Below are 17,860 nucleotides of genomic sequence, written 5' to 3'. Positions count from 1 at the left end.
GCAACGGTGCGGCGCTGCGGGTAGACGGGGTATCGGCCAATTCGCTCAAGAGCGAAGTGGGGCTCAAGCTGGAGCGCATGGTCGACACAACCTATGGAGAATTGTCGCCAGCCATTCAGATGGGATGGCGCCACGAGTACCGCAGCAATGCGCTGCGCACGATTTCAAGCTTTGCTGACGACACCACCGGAACTTCCACCTTTGTCAGCAGCGGCGCCACTCCGCTGCGCGACAGCGGAGTATTCGCCTTGAGCGCCACGCTCGTCAATCGGCAGAATCTGACGATCACGGCGCGCTACACGATGGAAGTCGCGCCAGGTTATACGGCCCAGACCGGGGATTTGCGCTTGCGTTATCAATTCTGATCAGCGGGTGCTGTGCGGCGTTTTTTGCGGAGGACAGTGAACGGGAAGAAGCGGCCTTGTTTCAGCGCTTGTCATTGGGAGATTTCTTTGCCTGGATCGGCAAGACTTGAGCAGCCAAGTCAGCGATTTCGGCCCTCGCGGTTTTCCGGAAAATTGCGATCAATAACAGCGCAGGCTGCTGTCGTGGAAAATTGTATTCGGACAGACGACCAATTAAAATCAACAACTTAGATCTTAATAAAAACGCTAAAAACAGCTTGTAATGACCCACTAAAAACCTGCTCAGTAGATAATCGTGAAAGAAAATCAAAATGAGCAAGGTCATGGAAGAAGAATTCAAGCGTTGGACAGCCAAGCGCAAAGCTGCGCTGGTGATGGAAATCATCCAAGGGAAGACGACGGTGGCAGAGGCCAGTCGGTCATTTGATATCCCGCCGTCAGAGATCGAAGAATGGGTCGATGAAGGCCGCAAAGGGATGGAGAACGCCCTGCGTGCCAAGCCGTTGGATGTGAGAGAACAGTACGAGCGTCAACTCAAGGAGCTCCAGGAAGCCTACGGAGAAGCCATGCTGGAGCTGCGCGCCAGAAAAAAATTGGCGTCCCTGTTGGGCGAGGAAGACAAGTAATCGAGACCATCCGCCAGGGACTCAAACAAGACGGTTTCGATGTGGCTGTCAGCAAGATCTGTGCGTGGTTTGGGATTGCCAGACGCAGCGCTTACTACAAGCCTGTGAAGGCCGAGCCCAAGGTGCAGGAGCGCTTTGCCGAACCTATTCGCAAGATGATCCTGGAAGAGCCGTCCTTCGGCTATCGCACAGTGGCGGGCCTGCTCGGGTTCAATAAGAACACGGTGCAGAGGATCTTCCAGATCAAAGGTTGGCAGGTCAAGAAGCGTCCTATTGGTTTCCGTCCCAGGGTGAAAGCCTTGCCGTCGGTAGCCACAGGACCAGACCAGCGCTGGGCCACCGATTTGTGCCGGATCTGGACAGGGCGTGATGGTTGGGCCGTGCTGGCCTTGGTGATCGATTGCCACACGCGGGAATTATTGGGCTGGCATCTGTTGCGTTCGGGCAAGTCGAAGACGGCAGAGTCAGCCTTGGAGCAAGCGCTGATCGCGCGTTATGGTTCGCTGGGGCGCGTGACGGCGCCGTTCTTGCTGAGGTCCGACAATGGGCTAGTGTTCACCAGCCGTAGTTACACAGCGTTGGTCCGCAGTTACGGGCTTCAGCAAGAGTTCATCACGCCGCATTGCCCGCAGAAGAATGGCATGGTCGAACGCGTCATCAGAACCCTGAAGGAGCAGTGCGCTCATCGACATCGCTTCGAAACATTGCAGCACGCCAGTCGCATCATTGGTGACTGGATTGGCTTCTATAACCACCGCCGGCCGCATCAGGCGTTGGGCATGAAGACACCAGCTGAGGCGTTTGCTTTAGCTGCTTGAGGTGAGCAGGTTTCGCTGGGTCATTACATCTCTTCGGAGGATTTGAGCAAATGACGCAGGTAAAAAATCACGGAGTTCAGCAAACCTTGCAGGTGACAAGCCGGCAGCTAAACGGCGGTTCACCTCCAAATTAATCAAATATGCTGTTGCCTCTTTGGCTGATCAATTAGGTAGTATTCAAAATAAATGTCATATCAAAGTTTGTACAGTGGTTCTTCGTCTAGCGTAGGCTGAGAGTGAGCTTTGAGAGGAGGCTGGTGCCTCCTCTCGGTCTCAAGTGAGTTCAACTCGTTCGGCAATTTAATGAATGAAGAAAGCTTATCTTACGCTAACGCTTCGTTTACGATTAACTTGAGGTGTTCGTCAAACTCTTTTGGAAGACCGCATGCTAGAGTCAGATAGCTTGATAATCTAAATGCAAATTGACGTTGTCGATTGTTCTTTGAAAATTGGGTTTTCAGTTTGAGATCTAGCTTTTCATTTTTCCCCGAGGCAGTGCGGAGAGCGCAGCTTAATAATGGCGTGCAACAAAAATATACGCTCTCGGGAGAGTCTAGTAGGGCCCTTGTGAGTTCGATAAATTCAGCCCAAGCATGCAGTTCAAACTCAGAAGAAACACTTTCATTTTGAGCCGCCATAACAGCTTGTAACTTCTTCCGTAGTTGATACGACTCTCGCCCCCCCCAAATGTAATCTCTTAGAAAAGTTTGAAAGAGGTCTTTGGACTGCTTTGGATCAAAAACGTCGAAAACGTCTTTAACTAATATCGACATGGCGAGAGAGAAGCTGAACAAGGCATGACAATAAATTGCCAAATGTGAATCTTTTGCGGGATCAAGTTCTCCTTTGACGCTGCGGAGTGTTCCCAAAATTCCTCTCACGCCTTTCGCAGCATCCAATTCCAATGGCAATGTATGGCGCAAGAAATCGCTCAGCTTTTCGAATGCAGAATTTAATTTGAAATAGCTATAGAGCATGTGCCACCTTTCCATATCGAATAAATAATCATCTTCATCTATGTAGGATGGTGCTAATGCTGCTGCATGCGTATCGAATAGGGCTTCGTCGAAGAGATGGACACTCAAGGTTTTTGCTGAGATTTTGTGAGACTCGGGAGCGGATCGCTTGAGAATTACGTACGCATTTTGAGCGTTGATATACTGCAAAAGTCCTGCGGCCCAGAACGCCCGATTGATCGGGCTGGATTTGCTGGTTTTGCAATCGAAGATGGTTTTAACGGTTCGCCCGCTTTTTAGATCTACTCCGAGCACATCAACATCCGTAAGCAACTCTGGTTTGTCTGTGAGATCTTTAACGTTCGTTACATTGACTTCATAGTAGGGCACAATTCCTAAGGCAACGCAAAAGCGGATAGCTTTTCTTTTCTGGGGTAAATCTTTGTCTGTTGCAGCCATAATCATCCCTAGTATTTGAGCATCAGTTGTTCAAATTCATAAGCTGCCTTCGTGTCGGTAGCTTGCTGTTCTCGTTTCCTCAGTTCGGCGGATGCGACGACAGATTGGATGTATTTTTCATCTTTGGACAGGGCGATTTTGGCCTCCTGATTTAATTCAAGGCCCGCAAGGTCTCCTGATTCGAGCAACTTGATTGCTAAATCTAATGCCGCAAGATTTTCAGGATCTTGACGCATATGAAACTGCCAGCGGCCTGAAGAGACTTCCTTCAAATACCCTACTCGCAACCCTACTAGATTTTGGTATTGTGAATCGGCGTCTGAGTTGGAGCGCAAGTATCCTCTGTCACGCAGCGCCCGCAGTATTGCTAACGGCCATTTAATTGCAATTTGGTCGGGGAGAAGTTGACCTTTTCGCACGGAAGCGACGATTGCCATGGCTCGTTCGTATACATCTCGATTCGCCGCATCCAGCCGAATCGCTCCTGGTTTAGGTGTAAAAAGGAAGGATTCTTGGTTTTTTAAAAACTGGATTGTGGGTGGTTTTATGATGCCTTCGTGTGCCAGCTTGTGAATCGTGTTACCTATGTCTGTGGTCAGACTTACGCCGCCAATTTCTTTTTGATTCAGGGCGACAGACAGTGGCCATCCTTGGTTTTTTCTGATGATCTCCAGCGCTGTACGAATATCCGACGAACCTGATGCGGCAGCCAAGTCTGCAAATTCGGTCAAGTTGTCTGCAAAGTAAATTGGACTGGTCAAGATAGTCTTGCCACGCACACGGTGCGATCTGATTAGACCGTTGTTTTCTCCAATCGTGATACACCGGCTAAAGACCTCGGTATCCATGCCCGAAGTATTTAATAATCGATCTACGTTTTGAGGTTGGGATTGAAGTTCGCCCAAGATGTGAAGCGCGGCTTGTTCATGCTCATTGAGCTCGCTCAGGCTCTGGTGATCTCCTAGCGTCGCATATAGATCACCGAAGTGAGGAACCTTTGGAATAACTTTGGTTATTTTGCTTGCTGTTCCGATGACCTCGATAAAGTCGACATCTACTAGAATTTCTAGGACTGGTTTGAGGGCGTAGGAAGGAATGTCGAAGTAGAAATCACAGACTTTTCGGAGGACCTCATAATCTATTTCGCCGAGACCTCGTATATGAACTGCCAGCGATGCAGCCATGCCTGCTGTTCGCAATCTGTCAAATTCTGGTGCATCAGTACGTCCCAAGCTGGACTGGATATCAAATGCAAATTCAGCGATTTGCTTTTTATTCATATAAACCTCCCAATGTGGATTTGTACCTGTGATCAATTTTTATATTGATCTCGCTTTCTTTTCTGGGCATCAAGAAAAAATTTGAGTTTCTCTTTCCGGGTTGCGTGCCGCATTATCGTAGGCACGTTTTCCGACGTACTTGTTGCGACGCTTGTCGATGAAGATGGCCGAAGGGGTGATATCGTTCTGGTCGGGGCTCTTGAATAAGCGCACGTTCTCACCGTCGAAGGCATTCACAGCGCTGTTGGTCGTTCCGAGGTCAATGCCGATGTAATTTTCATAATTTGGGAAATTTTGCGAGCAAGACAATTCCACCCCGTACCAAACCGTCGGGAACCATGACGACCGGCTCAACCATCTGGTCGACGATGAGTTGATCGTCTGGAACAAAATCGGTGACATTCAGTGCAGAAACAGCCATGACTGGATCGTAAGACTGGCCTTCTAAGTTGACGATGCGCAGCCCGAAAGACTCAAGCCCGTCAACGATTTTCTTGTGGTAATAGCGTGCCTGGTTGGCGTAGCAAGGCGCTTCGCTCACATCTAGTTTCGCGAGCAACCGTCCGAACAATCTGGCGAAACGCCAGCCTTCAACGGCGACGTCAATCAACGCCTTTCTCTCAGGGCTTTCGCCTGTACTGTGCTGCGGCACTTCCATACTTCCCCCACCCGCTGTTATTGTTGATTGAGCAGGCGCGTCGATCGATTTTCTTTTAGCTCGCGCGCCTTTTCACGGTTATTTATTGGTTGGGACTGTACCAGAACATCAAAAATCTCGCCGCGTCGATACCTTGTGGCGAGCTCTTCTGGTTAAGAAGTAAACTGATTCACGATGGAGTGCTAATAATCCATTCAGTGAAGGGTTCACGCCCGCAAATATACGATGATGACCCACCCAAGGACCCCATCAGGAGCAAGGCATGCCAAACCTTCATGACCCGCAACAACCCCAGGTTCCGTGGGACGCCGCCCAGTATCTGCGCTTCGGCGGTGAACGCCTGCGTCCGGCGCTGGACCTGATGTTGCATCTGCCCTTGCAGGCTCCCGCCCGTATTCTCGATTTCGGTTGCGGTGCCGGTAACCTGACGGCCTTGCTGCAGCAGCGCTGGCCAGAGGCTGAAGTGCTGGGCGTGGATGGCTCGGAGGACATGCTGGCCAAGGCGCGCGCGACCGTTCCGCATGGTCGCTTCATCCAAGCCGATCTGAACCACTGGACGCCAGAGCACAAACTTGACCTGATCTACACCAACGCGACCCTCCAATGGCTTCCCGATCACGCACAGCTGTTCCCACGGCTGTTGTCCATCCTTAATCCCGGTGGCTGCCTGGCGGTGCAGATGCCGGTCATGCACGATGCGCCGTTGAGACTGGCGCAGGTGGAGCTGGCGCGCTCGCCGGCCTATGCAGAGGTTTTGGGTGACGTGTCGGAACGACGCAATGTGCTGGACATGGGTGGCTATCACGACCTGCTGCGACCACGGGTGGCGAGCCTGGATATCTGGCAGACCACCTATCTTCATGTGCTCAAGGGCGAGGACCCGGTGCTGGAGTGGGCCAGCGGCAGCAGCCTGCGGCCCTACCTTGAAAAGATGAAGGGCGAACAGCTACAGGCCTTTCGCGCCGATTATGCGCGCAGGATGCATCTGGCCTATCCGCCGCGCAGTGACGGCAGTACCTTGTTGCCGTTCCAGCGCATGTTCATCATGGCGACCTTGCCGGGCTGAACCTGGCGCGTTGCGAACAGGCCTTAGCGGGCCAGCCTGTCGGCCCAGTCCGCAATCTCCCTGGCAACCGCCTGCGGCTGTTCAGGAAACAGCGCATGACTGGCATCAGGAATCACCCGCACCTCCACCATGCCGGGCAGGGCGTCGCGCAGTTCATCGCGGGTGGCCGCAGGGCGCCAGGGGTCGTGCTGCGCTTGCAGGTCGAGGATGGGTACGGTCGAATACGGCCACCACGTCGACTGTGGTGTCGTCCGGCTGGCCTGCCGATAGGCCGAAGCAAGCTCTGGATGCCATCCCTCCAGCCAGGACTGCGGCACGAACGGCCCGGAGAAGAAGGCATCTCTGAGCGCCGCAATCCGCTGCGCGGTTGAGTTGCGCTGGTCTGCAGCGGTATCCAGCGCCGCGCTCAATTGCGCCGGGAGCCGTCCTTTGGCTGCCGCAGCTGCGACGACCACGCCGCGTACCAGTGCGGGATAATCATGCGCCGTGACCCGGGCCACGTAATGTCCATAGGCATGGCCCACCACGATGGCGCGGCCTTGTCCCAACAGCCGGATCGCCAGTGCCACATCACCGGCCAGGGTGTGCAGGCTCATGCCTTCCAGTGGTCTCCGGCTGGCACCGATGCCACGCGGTTGCGGCCGCAGCACGCGGTAGCCGGCCTGGGCCAGGAGTTCGGCGACGGTGTCGAAATCCTCGCTGCCGCGTTGCGAGGAAGGCAGCAGCACGATCACTCCCTTGCGCTCCCGGGCATCGGGGCCTGAGGCTTCATCGACGATTACCTCGATCGACGTTTCCCCCTCTTGAACAATGGCATGGTTGCGTATATTGGCTGCCGCCAGTGGCGCGCTCCACGCCAGCCATGCCGTTACGGCGGCCAGCAACATCGCAATCTTCATGGGGAATCCTTTTTCTTGTCACGATCTTTGCGCGGGCGGCACGGCAGGTCGGAGCCTGCCGTGCCACCCACTCGTATCCACGCATGCGCTCAGGCAGGTGCTGCTCAGAACGTATGCCTGATCCCGGCATTCCAGGCCATGTCGCCCGAGCCGGTCTCGATGGCGCTGCCCACCGTGTAGCCGGCGCCGTTCCGGTTCCAGATCCTGGCTACCGTTGTGTACAGTTCGGTACGTCGGGAGAGCGCATACAGATAGCCCAGTCCCAGTTGCGAAGCATCCTGGTTGAAGCGGGTGCGGTCATCCTTGCGGATGTAGGAGGCGATCAGCTTGTGCCGTCCCACGGGCAGGGTCACGCCGAGGATCATGTCGCGGCTGTCGGTGGTCGGGGTTGGGGCGACCGCCAGGCCGTAGGCATTGGCATTGTTGAGTGCCGAGCTGCCATAGCCCTTGTTGATGCCGTAGCCGAAGTTGAACTTGACCACCTTCCGGTCATAACTGCCGGAGAGCAGCGTGTTCTTGGCGTTCTCGCTGCGCTGGACGGTGGGCGTATCCATGTTGCGGTTGTGATGCGCCAGGCGTAGCGAAAGGCCGCCATTGGCATAGGCCAGGGCGCCGCCCCAGGCGCGGCCCATGGCATTGGAGCCGGCGTTTTCGCCGAAGCCGTAGACAGCTTCGGCGGAGATGCCGCCGAAGGAAGGTGACACGTACTTGACCGTGTTGTCCATGCGACTGCCCGAATTCGCCGCCAAGTTTGCAGCGTTACCGGCAAAGCCTGCCGCAAACGGATCGGCCAGCACGAAGCCGGTGTAGTGTGGCGTGTACTGGCGGCCCACCGTGAGCGTGCCTTGCGCACCCGACAGGCCCACATAGGACTGGCGCCCGAAGAGCAAGCCGCCCTGGCCCATCGCCTCGGTGTCGCTCTGGAATCCGGACTCCAGTACAAACAGCGCCGCCATGCCGCCACCGAGATCCTCGGTCCCCTTGAAGCCTAGTCGGGAACCCGATCCTATCCCGCCAGTGATCTTGTTGACCGAGCCGTTGCGGCCACCGGATTCGTGCACGAAGCCGGTATCGACAATGCCGTAGATGGTCACGCCGGACTGCGCCAACGCGGCGTGGGTCGACAGCAGCAGGGCGGCGCCCAGGGCCAGCTGGCGGGCATATGTGCGGGTGTCAGGCTGCTTTGTCGACGGGGAAAACTGTGATGACAATGGGTAAGACATGGATGCTCCTCCTTGTGGTTGATATGTGTCTGCTGCCCGGCCCGATGCCGGGCGCAGGCAAGACGTGTCCCTTCCACTGCGACGGCGAGGTCGCAGCGGTGGAATCTTGTGAAGGTGTTCCGGGCCGGCCGCTACGTGGGTGTGCAGCGGTGGGACGGCACCGGCAGAGGTCAGCGGCCGGTGAAGACCGGTGCGCGCTTTTCCTTGAACGCCAACTGCGCTTCGCGCGCATCCTCGGTCTTGCCGATGGCGGCGGTCATGTCCTGTTCGTAGCGATAGCCGTCGCGCAGGCTCAGGTCTTCGATGACGTTCATGGTGTGCTTGCCCATGCGCGTCGAGACCGGGCTTTTGGATGCGATCACATGGGCGATCTCCAGTGCCGTCTCCAGCAGGGCCTCGGGCGCCACGCAGGCTTCCACGATGCCCAGCCGATACAGCTCCTGGCCGCCGACCCGGTAGCCGGTGAGGGCCATGCGGCGCAGGCGCGAATGCGGGAACAGGCGCATGGCATGACGGCAACCACCGAGCAGGCCGACATCGACCTCCGGCAGGCCCAGGCTGGCCTGCTCGGACGCCACCAGGATGTCCGAAGAGGCCACCAGTGCCAGCCCCGAGCCCAGTGCGGCGCCGTTGATGGCGGCCACCACAGGCTTGGCGCATTCACGCACGGCATGGAAGCATTCCCGGGTGCGCCGCGAGTGCGCCATGAAGTCACCCGGCTGGCGGATGTTCTCGGCACGCCCCTTGAGGTCGGCGCCGGCGCAGAACACCTTGCCGGCACCCGTCAGCACGACGGCGCGGATGTCATCGGTTTCGGAGATGGCGTCCAGTGCCATCGTCAGTTCATCGTTGAGCGTGCGGGTCAGCGCATTGACCGGCGGCGCATTCAGGGTCAGCGTGGCGACATGGCCATCGAGTCTGACATTGAGCTGGGTGAAGTCGAACATGGAATCCCTCGTCATGAATTTAACGGCCGGCCTGGTCAAAGCCATACAGTGTCTGCGGGTTGTCCACCAGGATCTGCTGCCGCACCGCGGCGTCCGGTACCCACTGGTGGAACAGGTCGATGAGTGCGCCCACATCAGGTGCCTTCTCGCCCATGCGCACATGGGGCCAGTCCGAGCCCCACAGCAGCCGCGCCGGATTGGCCGCCACCAGGGCGTCGTGGAAGGGTTTGAGATCGGCATAGTCGGGGGCCGCACCGGAGACCCTGCAGACCGACAGCTTGACCCATACGTCACCGTCCCGAAGCGCGGCCAGCACCGTCTGGAAGGCGGGATCATCGACGCCGCGCTCGACCTTCAGGCAAGCCATGTGATCCAGCACCAGTGTCAGCCCGGTCGCACGCAGCTGCGGCAACAGCTGCGCATAGGCCTCGCAGGGCGCCCACAGTTGCGCGTGCAGGCCCGCTTCGCGCATGGCCGGTGCCAGCTGCAGCAGATCGCCCACGCCCACGCTGCCGGCAAACCTGTCACCGGCAGGGGTGAGCATTTCCACAAAACGCAGACCACGGATGCCGCCGGCATGCCAGGCCTGCAGAGTGGCCAGCGGTGTGTCGGCGCTGGCCACGGCGATGCCGCGTACTTGTCCGGCACTGGCGGCGATGGCTGCCAGCATGCACGCCGGATCGCTACCGTAAGGAGCGGGTTGCACCAGCACGCCGCGACTTGCACCTACCGTGGCCAGCATCTGCGCATGGAGTTCGGCAGGGGCCAGCGGCGGCGGATAGTTCGATACCGTGGATAACGGAAATGCCGCATACGGACCGAAGACATGGGCGTGGCTGTCGCAAGCCTGGGCCGGCAGGGAGGTACGCGGCGCCGTGGGCATGCGCGGTGTCTCGGTCTCGGTGGGGATGAAGCCGGAGGTCGTCACGATAGCGCCTCCTTGAGCGGGCTCAGCTGGCCGGGCGGCAAGTCGGCCAACTGCGGCCGGCCCTGTTGCGTGGCGACTTGCAGGCGCGGTTCTGCATATTCCTCCGGCACCGGAATCTGGTGCACGTTGAGCGTCATGGCCACCATCGTGTAGTAGCCCAGGATGGCACCCAGTTCGACGATGCCGGCCTCGCCGTAGAGACCCAGCACGCGTTGATACACCTCCTCATCGACATTGCCGTGTTGCTGCAGTTGCCGGGCATATTCGTAGACGTGGGCATCGGCGGCGTCGGCAAACAAGGGAGCCTGGCATGCGCACAGCGCATCGATCACCGTTTGCGGCAGGCCGGCGGCCTGTGCTGCCTGCGCATGGATGGCCCATTCGAGCTGGCTGTTCCAGCGCCGCGCTGCCACCAGGATCACCAGTTCGCTATGACGCGGCGGAATGCTGGTGCCGAAGCGCAGCAGGGCACCCATCTTCTGCCAGCGGTCAGCCAGTGCCGGGTTGTGCAGGGCGGCTTTCAAGGGGCCGACCAGGCGCGCGCGCGGGCCGCTGACGATGTCGTCGTAGACCGCACGCTGTTCGGCGTTCATGGTCTCCGGGGAGGGGAAGGAAATTCTTGGCATGGCGTTTCGGTCAGGTTCTTGTCGTGGTTCGATTTCAGATCACGCCAGCGTCATTCCACGCGGCGATCTGGGCGGCATCAAAGCCGAGTTCGGTCAGCACCTCGTCGGTATGCTGGCCCAGCAGGGGAGGTGCCTTGTCGAAGCGCAACGCAGCATCGGCAAAGCGCATCGGGCTGCGGATCTGCGGTACCGACCCGGCAGCGGGGTGGGGGATCTGGATCAGCATTTCGCGGTGCTTCACCTGTTCGTCCTCGAACACCTGCGGGATGGTGTTGATCGGGCTGCACGGGACCCCGGCGGCATCCAGCAGCGCCGCCCATTCCTGCATGCCACGGGTCTTCAATACTTCGGTGATCATGGGCAGCAGCACATCCTTGTTGCGCACCCGATTGCCGTTGGTGGCGAAGCGCTCGTCGGCCGGCCATCCGGCCTGGCCGATCACCTGGCAGAACTTGGCGAACTGGCCATCGTTGCCGACCACCAGGACGATGTAGCCATCGGCGCAGGCGAACACGTCCTGGGGCTGGATGTTGGGGTGCTTGTTGCCGGCGCGTTGCGGCGTCTTGCCGGAGATCAGGTAGTTCATCCCCTGGTTGGCGACCGAACCCACCATGACGTCGAGCATGCCGATATCGATGTAGTCGCCCAGGCCGGTCTCTGCCCGTCGCGCCAGCGCCGCCAGTACCGACACCGAGGTGTACATGCCGGTCATCAGGTCGACGATGGGCACGCCCACTTTCTGCGGGCCGCCGCCTGGCAGGTCGTCCCGTTCACCGGTGACGCTCATGAGGCCGCCCATGGCCTGGATCATGAAGTCATAGGCGGCGTTGTCGGCCTTGGGGCCGGTCTGGCCGAAGCCGGTCACCGAGCAGTAGATCAGGCCGGGGTTGATCTGCTTGAGGCTGGCGTAGTCCAGGCCGAACTTGGCCAGGGTGCCGACCTTGTAGTTTTCCAGGAGGATATCCGAGCGCGCCGCCAGATCGCGGATGATGCGCTGGCCCTCGGCCGTGTTCAGATCCACCGTGATGGACCGCTTGCCGCGGTTGCAGGCCAGGTAGTAGCCGGCTTCGCGGGTTTCGTTGCCCTCTGCGTCACGCAGGAAGGGCGGGCCCCAGCTGCGGGTGTCATCGCCCACGCGCGGGCGCTCCACCTTGATGACGTCGGCGCCGAGATCGGCCAGGATCTGGCCCGACCAGGGACCAGCGAGGATGCGGGAAAGATCGAGCACCTTGATGTGGGAAAGCGGACCTGCCATGAGAACTCCGATATCAAACCAAAAAGCAGAAAAAGAAGGGCAGCCGTGTTCAGGCTGCAGCGTCGTCCGGCACCGTCGCCTGTGCCGAGGGACGCAGGCAGAATCCCGCGTGCCAGCTCGCCAGTTGCGGGCGGCCGGCACGCCAGTCGAGATCGGCGAAGCGGTAATCGAGATAGGACAGCGTGCAGCCGAGGGTGAGGTGACCGATATCGAAGCCACTGTCGGCCAGGGCCGGGGCCTCGTCTTCGAGACGGTCAAGCGCAGTGCCGATCTTGAGCGCAAATGCCTGCAGCCAGCTATCCAGTTGCTGGGCGGGCGTCTTCATGCGTTCCTGGCGCCAGATCAGCAATACCGACAGCATGCCGTCGCCCAGTGCCTGGCGGCGCAGCGCAGTCCAGCGTGCCGGGCCGGCCGCCGGGAAGAACCGTGGGCCGTCGTGCAGGCTGTCGAGGTATTCGCAGATCACCGGCGAGTCGTACAGCGGCTCACCGCCGGGCAGCACCAGCGCGGGAATCTGCGAGAGGGGATTGTCGGCCATGATGGCCGGATTGGGCGTGGCGATGGCGGCCACCGAACGCACCAGCTGCACGCGCGATTCGAGACTGGTTTCCTTGAGCAGGATGACCACCTTGCGCACGAAGGGCGAGCGTGGCGACCAATGGAGTTTCATGCCGTTTCCTCATCTGTCGATGACTGGCAACGGCAATCGGTGCACCGTTACTTCAGTCGTATGTCGAGGCGAATCACATCGCCCCGGTAAATGCCCCGGCCCACGAACACGACGCGGCCGGCCTGGTCTACCGCCGAGCGCGTCACATACGCGATCGGCGCATTGAGCGGGATCTGCAGCAGTTCCGCAATGAGCGGATCGGCCGAGCCCAGCGTCAGCGTCTGGTGTGCCTCCTTGATCTCCAGCCCCGGCAGATCGCGCAAGATGCGCATCGAGGTCTTGGTCTCGAAGGACTTCTTCGGGATGCGGGCGCAGACGCGCGCATCGATATACACATCGCCGAGGTAATACGGCTTGCCATTACGCCAGTGGCGGCGCCGCCAGTGCTCGTAGGCCTCGGCCATCTGGCCCAGCGACGGCTCCACCGGTGCAGGCGCCAGTCGCTCGCGCTCGGTCAGCACTTCGATGGTGGCACCTTCCGGTGCCAGCAACTGGCCTGACCAGTCGGTGGCCACCTCGCACCAGAACTGCTCCTGCGGTTTGCCGATCACGAACGTGCCCTTGGCACGGTAGCGCGCGATCAGCTTTTCCTCTTCCAGCATGTCCAGCGCCTGGCGTACCGTGGCGCGGGCCACCTGGCATTCCTCGGCCAGTTCGTCGACCGTGGGAATCTGCGTGCCGACTGCCCAATCACCCGATTCCACCCGATTGCGGAACAGACTGGCCAGTTGGACGTAGCGCGGTACGGCGCTACGGCTGAAATCGATGGCCAGCTTGCGCGGGTCGGCCAGGTCAGGGAGGGAGGGGCGGGAGGGCGGGTTTTTCATCAAAAGCTTTCGGGAGCTTGGCGGCCGCCGGGAGGGGCGGTGCACTGGGCGATAATTCGGCCGTTCATTGACGAATTATCCCCGAATTATCCGTTAGCTCAAACTTTTGACTGATACCCGTCCATACTGCCTTTGCCCGCTGCCTGGCCGCTCAGCGCCCCTGATAGCGCGCTGCCCTCTTTTCCAGGAACGCCTGCATGCCCTCCTTCTGGTCCTGCGTGTCGAACAGCATCTGGAAGGCACGCCGTTCCAGCGCCAGCGCACTGTCCAGCGCCATATCCTGACCCTGCTGCATGACCTCCCGGATCGCCCGCACCGCCAGCGGCGGCATGGCCGCAATGGTGTTTGCCAGCTCACGCGAGCGCGCCAGCGCCTGACCGTCTTCGCAGACTTCCGAGACCATGCCCATGGTCAGGGCTTCGCGTGCGCTGACCGCTTCGCCGGTCAATACCAGCTTCATGGCCTGGTACTTGCCGATGGTGCGCACCAGCCGTTGCGTGCCGCCGGCACCCGGCATGATGCCCACGCGGATTTCCGGCTGGCCCAGCCTGGCAGTCTCGCCGGCGACGATGAGGTCGCAGCACAGCGCCAGCTCGCAGCCGCCGCCCAGGGCATAGCCTTCCACTGCCGCGATCAGCACCTTGTCCACACGGCGCAGCACATTGAAGACGCGGTCGGTGGCTTGCAGGGTATGCGAGGTCGGCGTCATCGTCGCCATCTCGCCGATATCGGTCCCGGCGACGAAATAACGGTCCGAGCCGGTGAGGATGATCACGCGTACCGCCGGGTCCGCCGCCGCTGCGTCGATCAGCTCGGCCAGGGCCTGCTTGACCTCCAGATTGAGGGCATTGCGGCGTTCCGGCCGGTCGATGGTGATGACGGCCACCGCGTCGGAGATTTCGCAGCGGACGGGCGCTGTCCTGTCGGCAGCCTGGCTCATGCGCTGGCCCTCTCGGAAAAGAAGGCGCGATTCGTCAATGCCATGCGCGCCAGCAGCGGCGAGAGACGGTAGCGGTCTTCGCCATAGCTCAGTGACAGATGGCGGATCACGCGCGCCACATGGGCAATGCCGATGCGGTCGGCCCAGGCCAGCGGCCCACGCGGATAGTTCACGCCGTTGAGCATCGCCAGATCCACATCGGCGGCCGTGGCAATCGCCTGCTGCACGGCGTCCGCGCCTTCGTTGGCCAGCATCGCCACGGTGCGCATGACCACCAGCCCCGGGCAGTCATCCAGCATGACGACCGACTTGCCGATACCGGCGAAGAAGGCCTGGGCGACGGTGAGTGCATGGCGATCCGTCTGGTCGGCCGGCGCCAGCGCAATGCTGCGCGCCTGACGATAGTCCAGGGCCAGGTCGAAGACCACTTGCACGCCATCCCGGGCAAAGCGCTCGCTGGCACTGCGGCCGTCGCTCAGGGCCAGCGTTACGCCATCGATGTGCAGCACACCCGCGCCGTCGGTCACGCGCACTGGCAGGCCGTGTTCGTGCGCCAGGTCGATGAGTGCGGCGGCGGGGCCCAGTTCGCCTTCGGCGATGACACTGCCTATGGTGTAGCCGGCAGGGGTGTCGGCGCCGGAGGTGACCGCGTCGCCTGTCTGCGCCTGCGCGTCATAACGGTAGAAGCCGCGCCCGCTCTTGCGCCCCAGCCAGCCGGCGTCGACCAGCTCCTTCTGCAGCAATGACGGTTTGTAGCGCGGATCCTGGTAGAGCGCGTCGTAGACCGATTGGGTGACGGCGTAATTGACGTCGTGGCCGATCATGTCCATCAGTTCGAAGGCGCCCATACGGAAGCCGCCCGTCTCGCGCAGCACGCGATCCAGGGTGGCGGCATCGGCAGCACCCTCGGCCAGCAGGCGCAGTGCCTCGCCATAGTAGGGGCGGGCGATGCGATTGACGATGAAGCCCGGTGTGGAGCGGCAATGTACCGGGACTTTTTTCCAGGCCAGGGCGGTCTCGAAGATGGTGTGCACCACTGCCTCGGCACTGGCCTTGCCGCTGACCACCTCGACCAGCGGCAGCAGCGGTGCCGGGTTGAAGAAGTGCATGCCCACCACCTGCTGCGGCCGCGCCAGTCCGGCGGCGATGGCGGTGATCGACAGGGAGGACGTATTGCTGGCGATGATGGCGTCCGGGCGCAGCAGTTGCTCCAGTTGCGACAGCACGGCGATCTTCACGTCCAGTCGTTCGACGATGGCTTCGATCACCAGTGCGGCGCCGGCCAAATCCTGCAGGCTGCCGCCGCGCAGGCGGGCCAGGCAGGCATCGTGATGGGCCTGGTCTATCTTGCCCTTGGCCAGCAGTCGGGCGTAGCGGCTGCGGATGCCATCGAGGCCGCGTTCCAGTGCGCCCGCTGCGGCATCGTGCAAGACCACCGGGTGACCGGCGTCCAGAGCCACCTGGGCGATGCCGCTGCCCATGGCGCCGGCGCCGATGATGCCGATGAGGGTGTCTGGTTTCAAGGCGTTCATGTGGGTATGCAAAGAGGTCATGGCGTGCTCAGGCTGCGGCGGTGCGGGGCTTGGGCTTGACGCCCAGCAGAAGGGTGAACGCACCCACCAGCATCCATGCGCCGAAGTAATACTGGCCGGTGGCCAGGCTGCCGGTGGTGCTGGAGAGCCAGCCCACCAGCATCGGGCTGAACACGCTACCGATACCGGCCAAGGTGCTGAGCAGGGCGATGCCGGCCGCCAGTGCGGTGCCGGAAAGGAATTGCGCCGGCAGGATCCAGAACGGTCCGGTCAGGCTGAAGGTGCCCGCGGTCACCAGGGTCAGCATCGCCAGCGACAGGGGAATGCTGTTCTGCACCGAAGGCAGAGCGATCCAGCCGATGCCGGCGATGATGGCCGGGATGGCCACGTGCCAGCGGCGCTCGCCGGTGCGGTCGGAGTGACGGGCATTGAGATACTGGATGACGATGGCCGCAGCAAAGGGAATGGCCGAGAGCAGGCCCACCGTGGCGATGTCATGCACGCCCGCCTTGCGGATGATGGTGGGCAGCCAGAAGAACACGCCACCGGTACCGACCAGCACGGCCACGCCCATGCCGGCCAGCCAGTACAGCTGAGGATTACGTAGCGCGTCGCCGAAGGAATGCCCGCCGCCCTTGGGCTTGGCGGCCTGGTCGGCCTGCATGTCGGCCGTCACCAGGGCGCGTTCTTCGGGAGTGAGCCAGCGACAATGATCCGGCTTGTCATTCAGGTAGAAATAGGCCACCACGCCCAGCACGCAGGCTGGCAGGCCTTCGATGATGAACAGCCATTGCCAGCCGCGCATGCCCGCCACGCCCTCGAAGGCGTGCATCAGCCAACCCGAGAGCGGGCCGCCGATCAGTCCGGCCAGCGGGATGGAGGCGGTGAACAGGGCCGTGAAGCGTGCACGGCGCGACAGCGGAACCCAATAGGTGAGATAGAGCAGCATGCCCGGAAACAGCCCTGCCTCGGCCGCGCCCAGCAGCAGGCGCATCAGGTAGAAATGCGTGGCCGTCTGCATGAACGCCAGGGCGGCACAGAACAGGCCCCACAGCACCATGATGCGCAGCAGGGTCTTGCGCGCACCGATCTTTTGCAGCCACAGGTTGCTGGGGACTTCGAAGAGAATGTAACCGACATAGAAGATGCCGGCGCCGATGCCATAGATGGCATCGGTGAAATTGAGATCGGCCAGGAAGTGCAGCTTGGCGAAGCCGACATTGGAGCGGTCGATGAAGGAGACCACGTACACCAGCATCAGGAAGGGCATGATGCGCCACAGGATCTTGCGGTAGGTGGCATCGGCCAGCGTGGCGCGGTCCGCCGCGACAGACTGGCCAGCGGCCTGCCCCAGCGGAGGGGAATCAGCGTTGCTCATCGGGTCTCCTCGTTCATTGTTCTTTATGGATGCTGTTGAAAGCGCCTGTCCCGTGCAAGGACAACTCTCTAAAATCATTAGGTCATACTTATGACCTTTTGGCGAGAATACCGCGCCCATGCCTCACTGTCAAATCCAGGATGAGGGAGGTCGGCCACGGTGGCGTTCAAGTGCGCCGCCGCTGCGATCTGTCCGACGGACGGGGCTATTGCAACCCCAGCTTCTCCCAGCGGTAGGAAAACTGGCGCGGTGTGAGCCCCAGCAACTGTGCGGCACGGGACTTGTTGCCGGCGCTTTGCGCCAGCGCCGCCTTCAGTTGCGCCGCCGAATGCGAAGCGGCCGGTGCATAGGGCCTGACCGCCATGGCCGCCGGCGCTGGCGGTTGCATGTCGGGCGCGGCGTGCGGC

At 60.6% G+C, this 17,860-nt stretch carries 21 protein-coding genes; 4 read left to right on the top strand and 17 right to left on the bottom strand.

The features are described 5' to 3' along the window. A partial coding sequence (locus VE092_RS12425) for an autotransporter domain-containing protein (RefSeq protein ID WP_324877170.1) occupies positions 1-365 on the top strand: 365 nt, incomplete at its 5' end. Between the two features lie 61 nt (positions 366-426). On the opposite strand, the gene VE092_RS12420 is transcribed toward VE092_RS12425, so the two are convergent. Then, on the bottom strand, positions 427-690 hold the full coding sequence (locus VE092_RS12420) for a hypothetical protein (RefSeq protein ID WP_241822684.1): 264 nt from the start codon (positions 688-690) through the stop codon (positions 427-429). Here VE092_RS12420 and VE092_RS12415 point away from each other — a divergent pair. Next, the gene (locus VE092_RS12415) at positions 677-991 is read left to right on the top strand and encodes a transposase (protein ID WP_017455550.1); all 315 of its coding nucleotides are present in this window, start codon (positions 677-679) and stop codon (positions 989-991) included. The genes VE092_RS12420 and VE092_RS12415 overlap by 14 nt on opposite strands. 41 nt (positions 992-1,032) lie before the next feature. After that, positions 1,033-1,809: an IS3 family transposase gene (locus VE092_RS12410; protein ID WP_324877165.1), complete on the top strand. Its 777-nt coding sequence runs from the start codon at positions 1,033-1,035 to the stop codon at positions 1,807-1,809. 323 nt (positions 1,810-2,132) lie between these two features. On the opposite strand, the gene VE092_RS12405 is transcribed toward VE092_RS12410, so the two are convergent. The 4 genes from VE092_RS12405 to VE092_RS12390 form a co-directional block, all read right to left on the bottom strand. Then, positions 2,133-3,224 (bottom strand): hypothetical protein, encoded by a 1,092-nt coding sequence (locus tag VE092_RS12405; RefSeq protein WP_324877163.1) that lies wholly within the window; start codon positions 3,222-3,224, stop codon positions 2,133-2,135. An 8-nt stretch (positions 3,225-3,232) separates the two neighbouring features. Next, a complete protein-coding gene (locus VE092_RS12400) occupies positions 3,233-4,504 on the bottom strand; it encodes a hypothetical protein (protein WP_324877161.1) in 1,272 nt (423 codons plus the stop codon). Positions 4,505-4,573: 69 nt separating this feature from the next. Next, positions 4,574-4,819 (bottom strand): Hsp70 family protein, encoded by a 246-nt coding sequence (locus VE092_RS12395; RefSeq protein WP_324877159.1) that lies wholly within the window; start codon positions 4,817-4,819, stop codon positions 4,574-4,576. After that, positions 4,782-5,162: a hypothetical protein gene (locus VE092_RS12390; protein WP_324877157.1), complete on the bottom strand. Its 381-nt coding sequence runs from the start codon at positions 5,160-5,162 to the stop codon at positions 4,782-4,784. Before VE092_RS12390 ends, VE092_RS12395 begins: the two co-directional genes overlap by 38 nt. Before the next feature lie 262 nt (positions 5,163-5,424). Between VE092_RS12390 and VE092_RS12385 the strand changes: the two genes are divergently transcribed. Then, complete coding sequence (locus VE092_RS12385; protein ID WP_324877154.1) at positions 5,425-6,228, top strand: methyltransferase domain-containing protein; 804 nt, start codon at positions 5,425-5,427, stop codon at positions 6,226-6,228. A gap of 23 nt (positions 6,229-6,251) precedes the next feature. Here the strand turns inward: VE092_RS12385 and VE092_RS12380 are convergent, their stop codons facing one another. The 12 genes from VE092_RS12380 to VE092_RS12325 form a co-directional block, all read right to left on the bottom strand. Beyond that, positions 6,252-7,127, bottom strand: a complete 876-nt coding sequence (locus VE092_RS12380; RefSeq protein WP_324877153.1) for an alpha/beta hydrolase — start codon at positions 7,125-7,127, stop codon at positions 6,252-6,254. A 104-nt stretch (positions 7,128-7,231) separates the two neighbouring features. Further along, entirely contained in the window at positions 7,232-8,350 is a 1,119-nt protein-coding gene (locus VE092_RS12375; protein ID WP_324877151.1) for a porin, read from the bottom strand. 170 nt (positions 8,351-8,520) lie between these two features. Beyond that, positions 8,521-9,297, bottom strand: coding sequence for an enoyl-CoA hydratase/isomerase family protein (locus VE092_RS12370; protein ID WP_166758372.1), 777 nt, complete (start codon positions 9,295-9,297; stop codon positions 8,521-8,523). A 19-nt stretch (positions 9,298-9,316) separates the two neighbouring features. Further along, positions 9,317-10,225, bottom strand: a complete 909-nt coding sequence (locus VE092_RS12365; RefSeq protein WP_324877147.1) for an amidohydrolase family protein — start codon at positions 10,223-10,225, stop codon at positions 9,317-9,319. Continuing rightward, positions 10,222-10,851 (bottom strand): carboxymuconolactone decarboxylase family protein, encoded by a 630-nt coding sequence (locus VE092_RS12360; protein ID WP_324877145.1) that lies wholly within the window; start codon positions 10,849-10,851, stop codon positions 10,222-10,224. The genes VE092_RS12365 and VE092_RS12360 overlap by 4 nt, the downstream gene beginning before the upstream one ends. A gap of 34 nt (positions 10,852-10,885) precedes the next feature. Further along, a complete protein-coding gene (locus VE092_RS12355) occupies positions 10,886-12,106 on the bottom strand; it encodes a CaiB/BaiF CoA-transferase family protein (protein ID WP_324877143.1) in 1,221 nt (406 codons plus the stop codon). A gap of 49 nt (positions 12,107-12,155) precedes the next feature. Next, entirely contained in the window at positions 12,156-12,776 is a 621-nt protein-coding gene (locus tag VE092_RS12350) for a glutathione S-transferase family protein (RefSeq protein WP_324877141.1), read from the bottom strand. Between the two features lie 47 nt (positions 12,777-12,823). Beyond that, positions 12,824-13,603: a GntR family transcriptional regulator gene (locus tag VE092_RS12345; protein ID WP_077237326.1), complete on the bottom strand. Its 780-nt coding sequence runs from the start codon at positions 13,601-13,603 to the stop codon at positions 12,824-12,826. Between the two features lie 151 nt (positions 13,604-13,754). Next, the gene (locus VE092_RS12340; protein ID WP_324877138.1) at positions 13,755-14,543 is read right to left on the bottom strand and encodes an enoyl-CoA hydratase-related protein; all 789 of its coding nucleotides are present in this window, start codon (positions 14,541-14,543) and stop codon (positions 13,755-13,757) included. Next, the gene (locus VE092_RS12335; protein WP_324877172.1) at positions 14,540-16,075 is read right to left on the bottom strand and encodes a 3-hydroxyacyl-CoA dehydrogenase; all 1,536 of its coding nucleotides are present in this window, start codon (positions 16,073-16,075) and stop codon (positions 14,540-14,542) included. Before VE092_RS12335 ends, VE092_RS12340 begins: the two co-directional genes overlap by 4 nt. A 28-nt stretch (positions 16,076-16,103) precedes the next feature. Then, positions 16,104-17,453, bottom strand: coding sequence for an MFS transporter (locus tag VE092_RS12330; protein WP_324877136.1), 1,350 nt, complete (start codon positions 17,451-17,453; stop codon positions 16,104-16,106). Between the two features lie 205 nt (positions 17,454-17,658). Then, the coding region (locus tag VE092_RS12325; protein WP_324877134.1) for a helix-turn-helix domain-containing protein at positions 17,659-17,860 on the bottom strand (202 nt) is incomplete at its 5' end.

Source organism: Herbaspirillum sp. (assembly GCF_035644555.1).
Taxonomy (GTDB): Bacteria; Pseudomonadota; Gammaproteobacteria; order Burkholderiales; family Burkholderiaceae_D; genus Herbaspirillum.
Note: the sequence above shows the minus strand (reverse complement) of the source record. Positions and strands in the feature narration are given on the sequence as shown.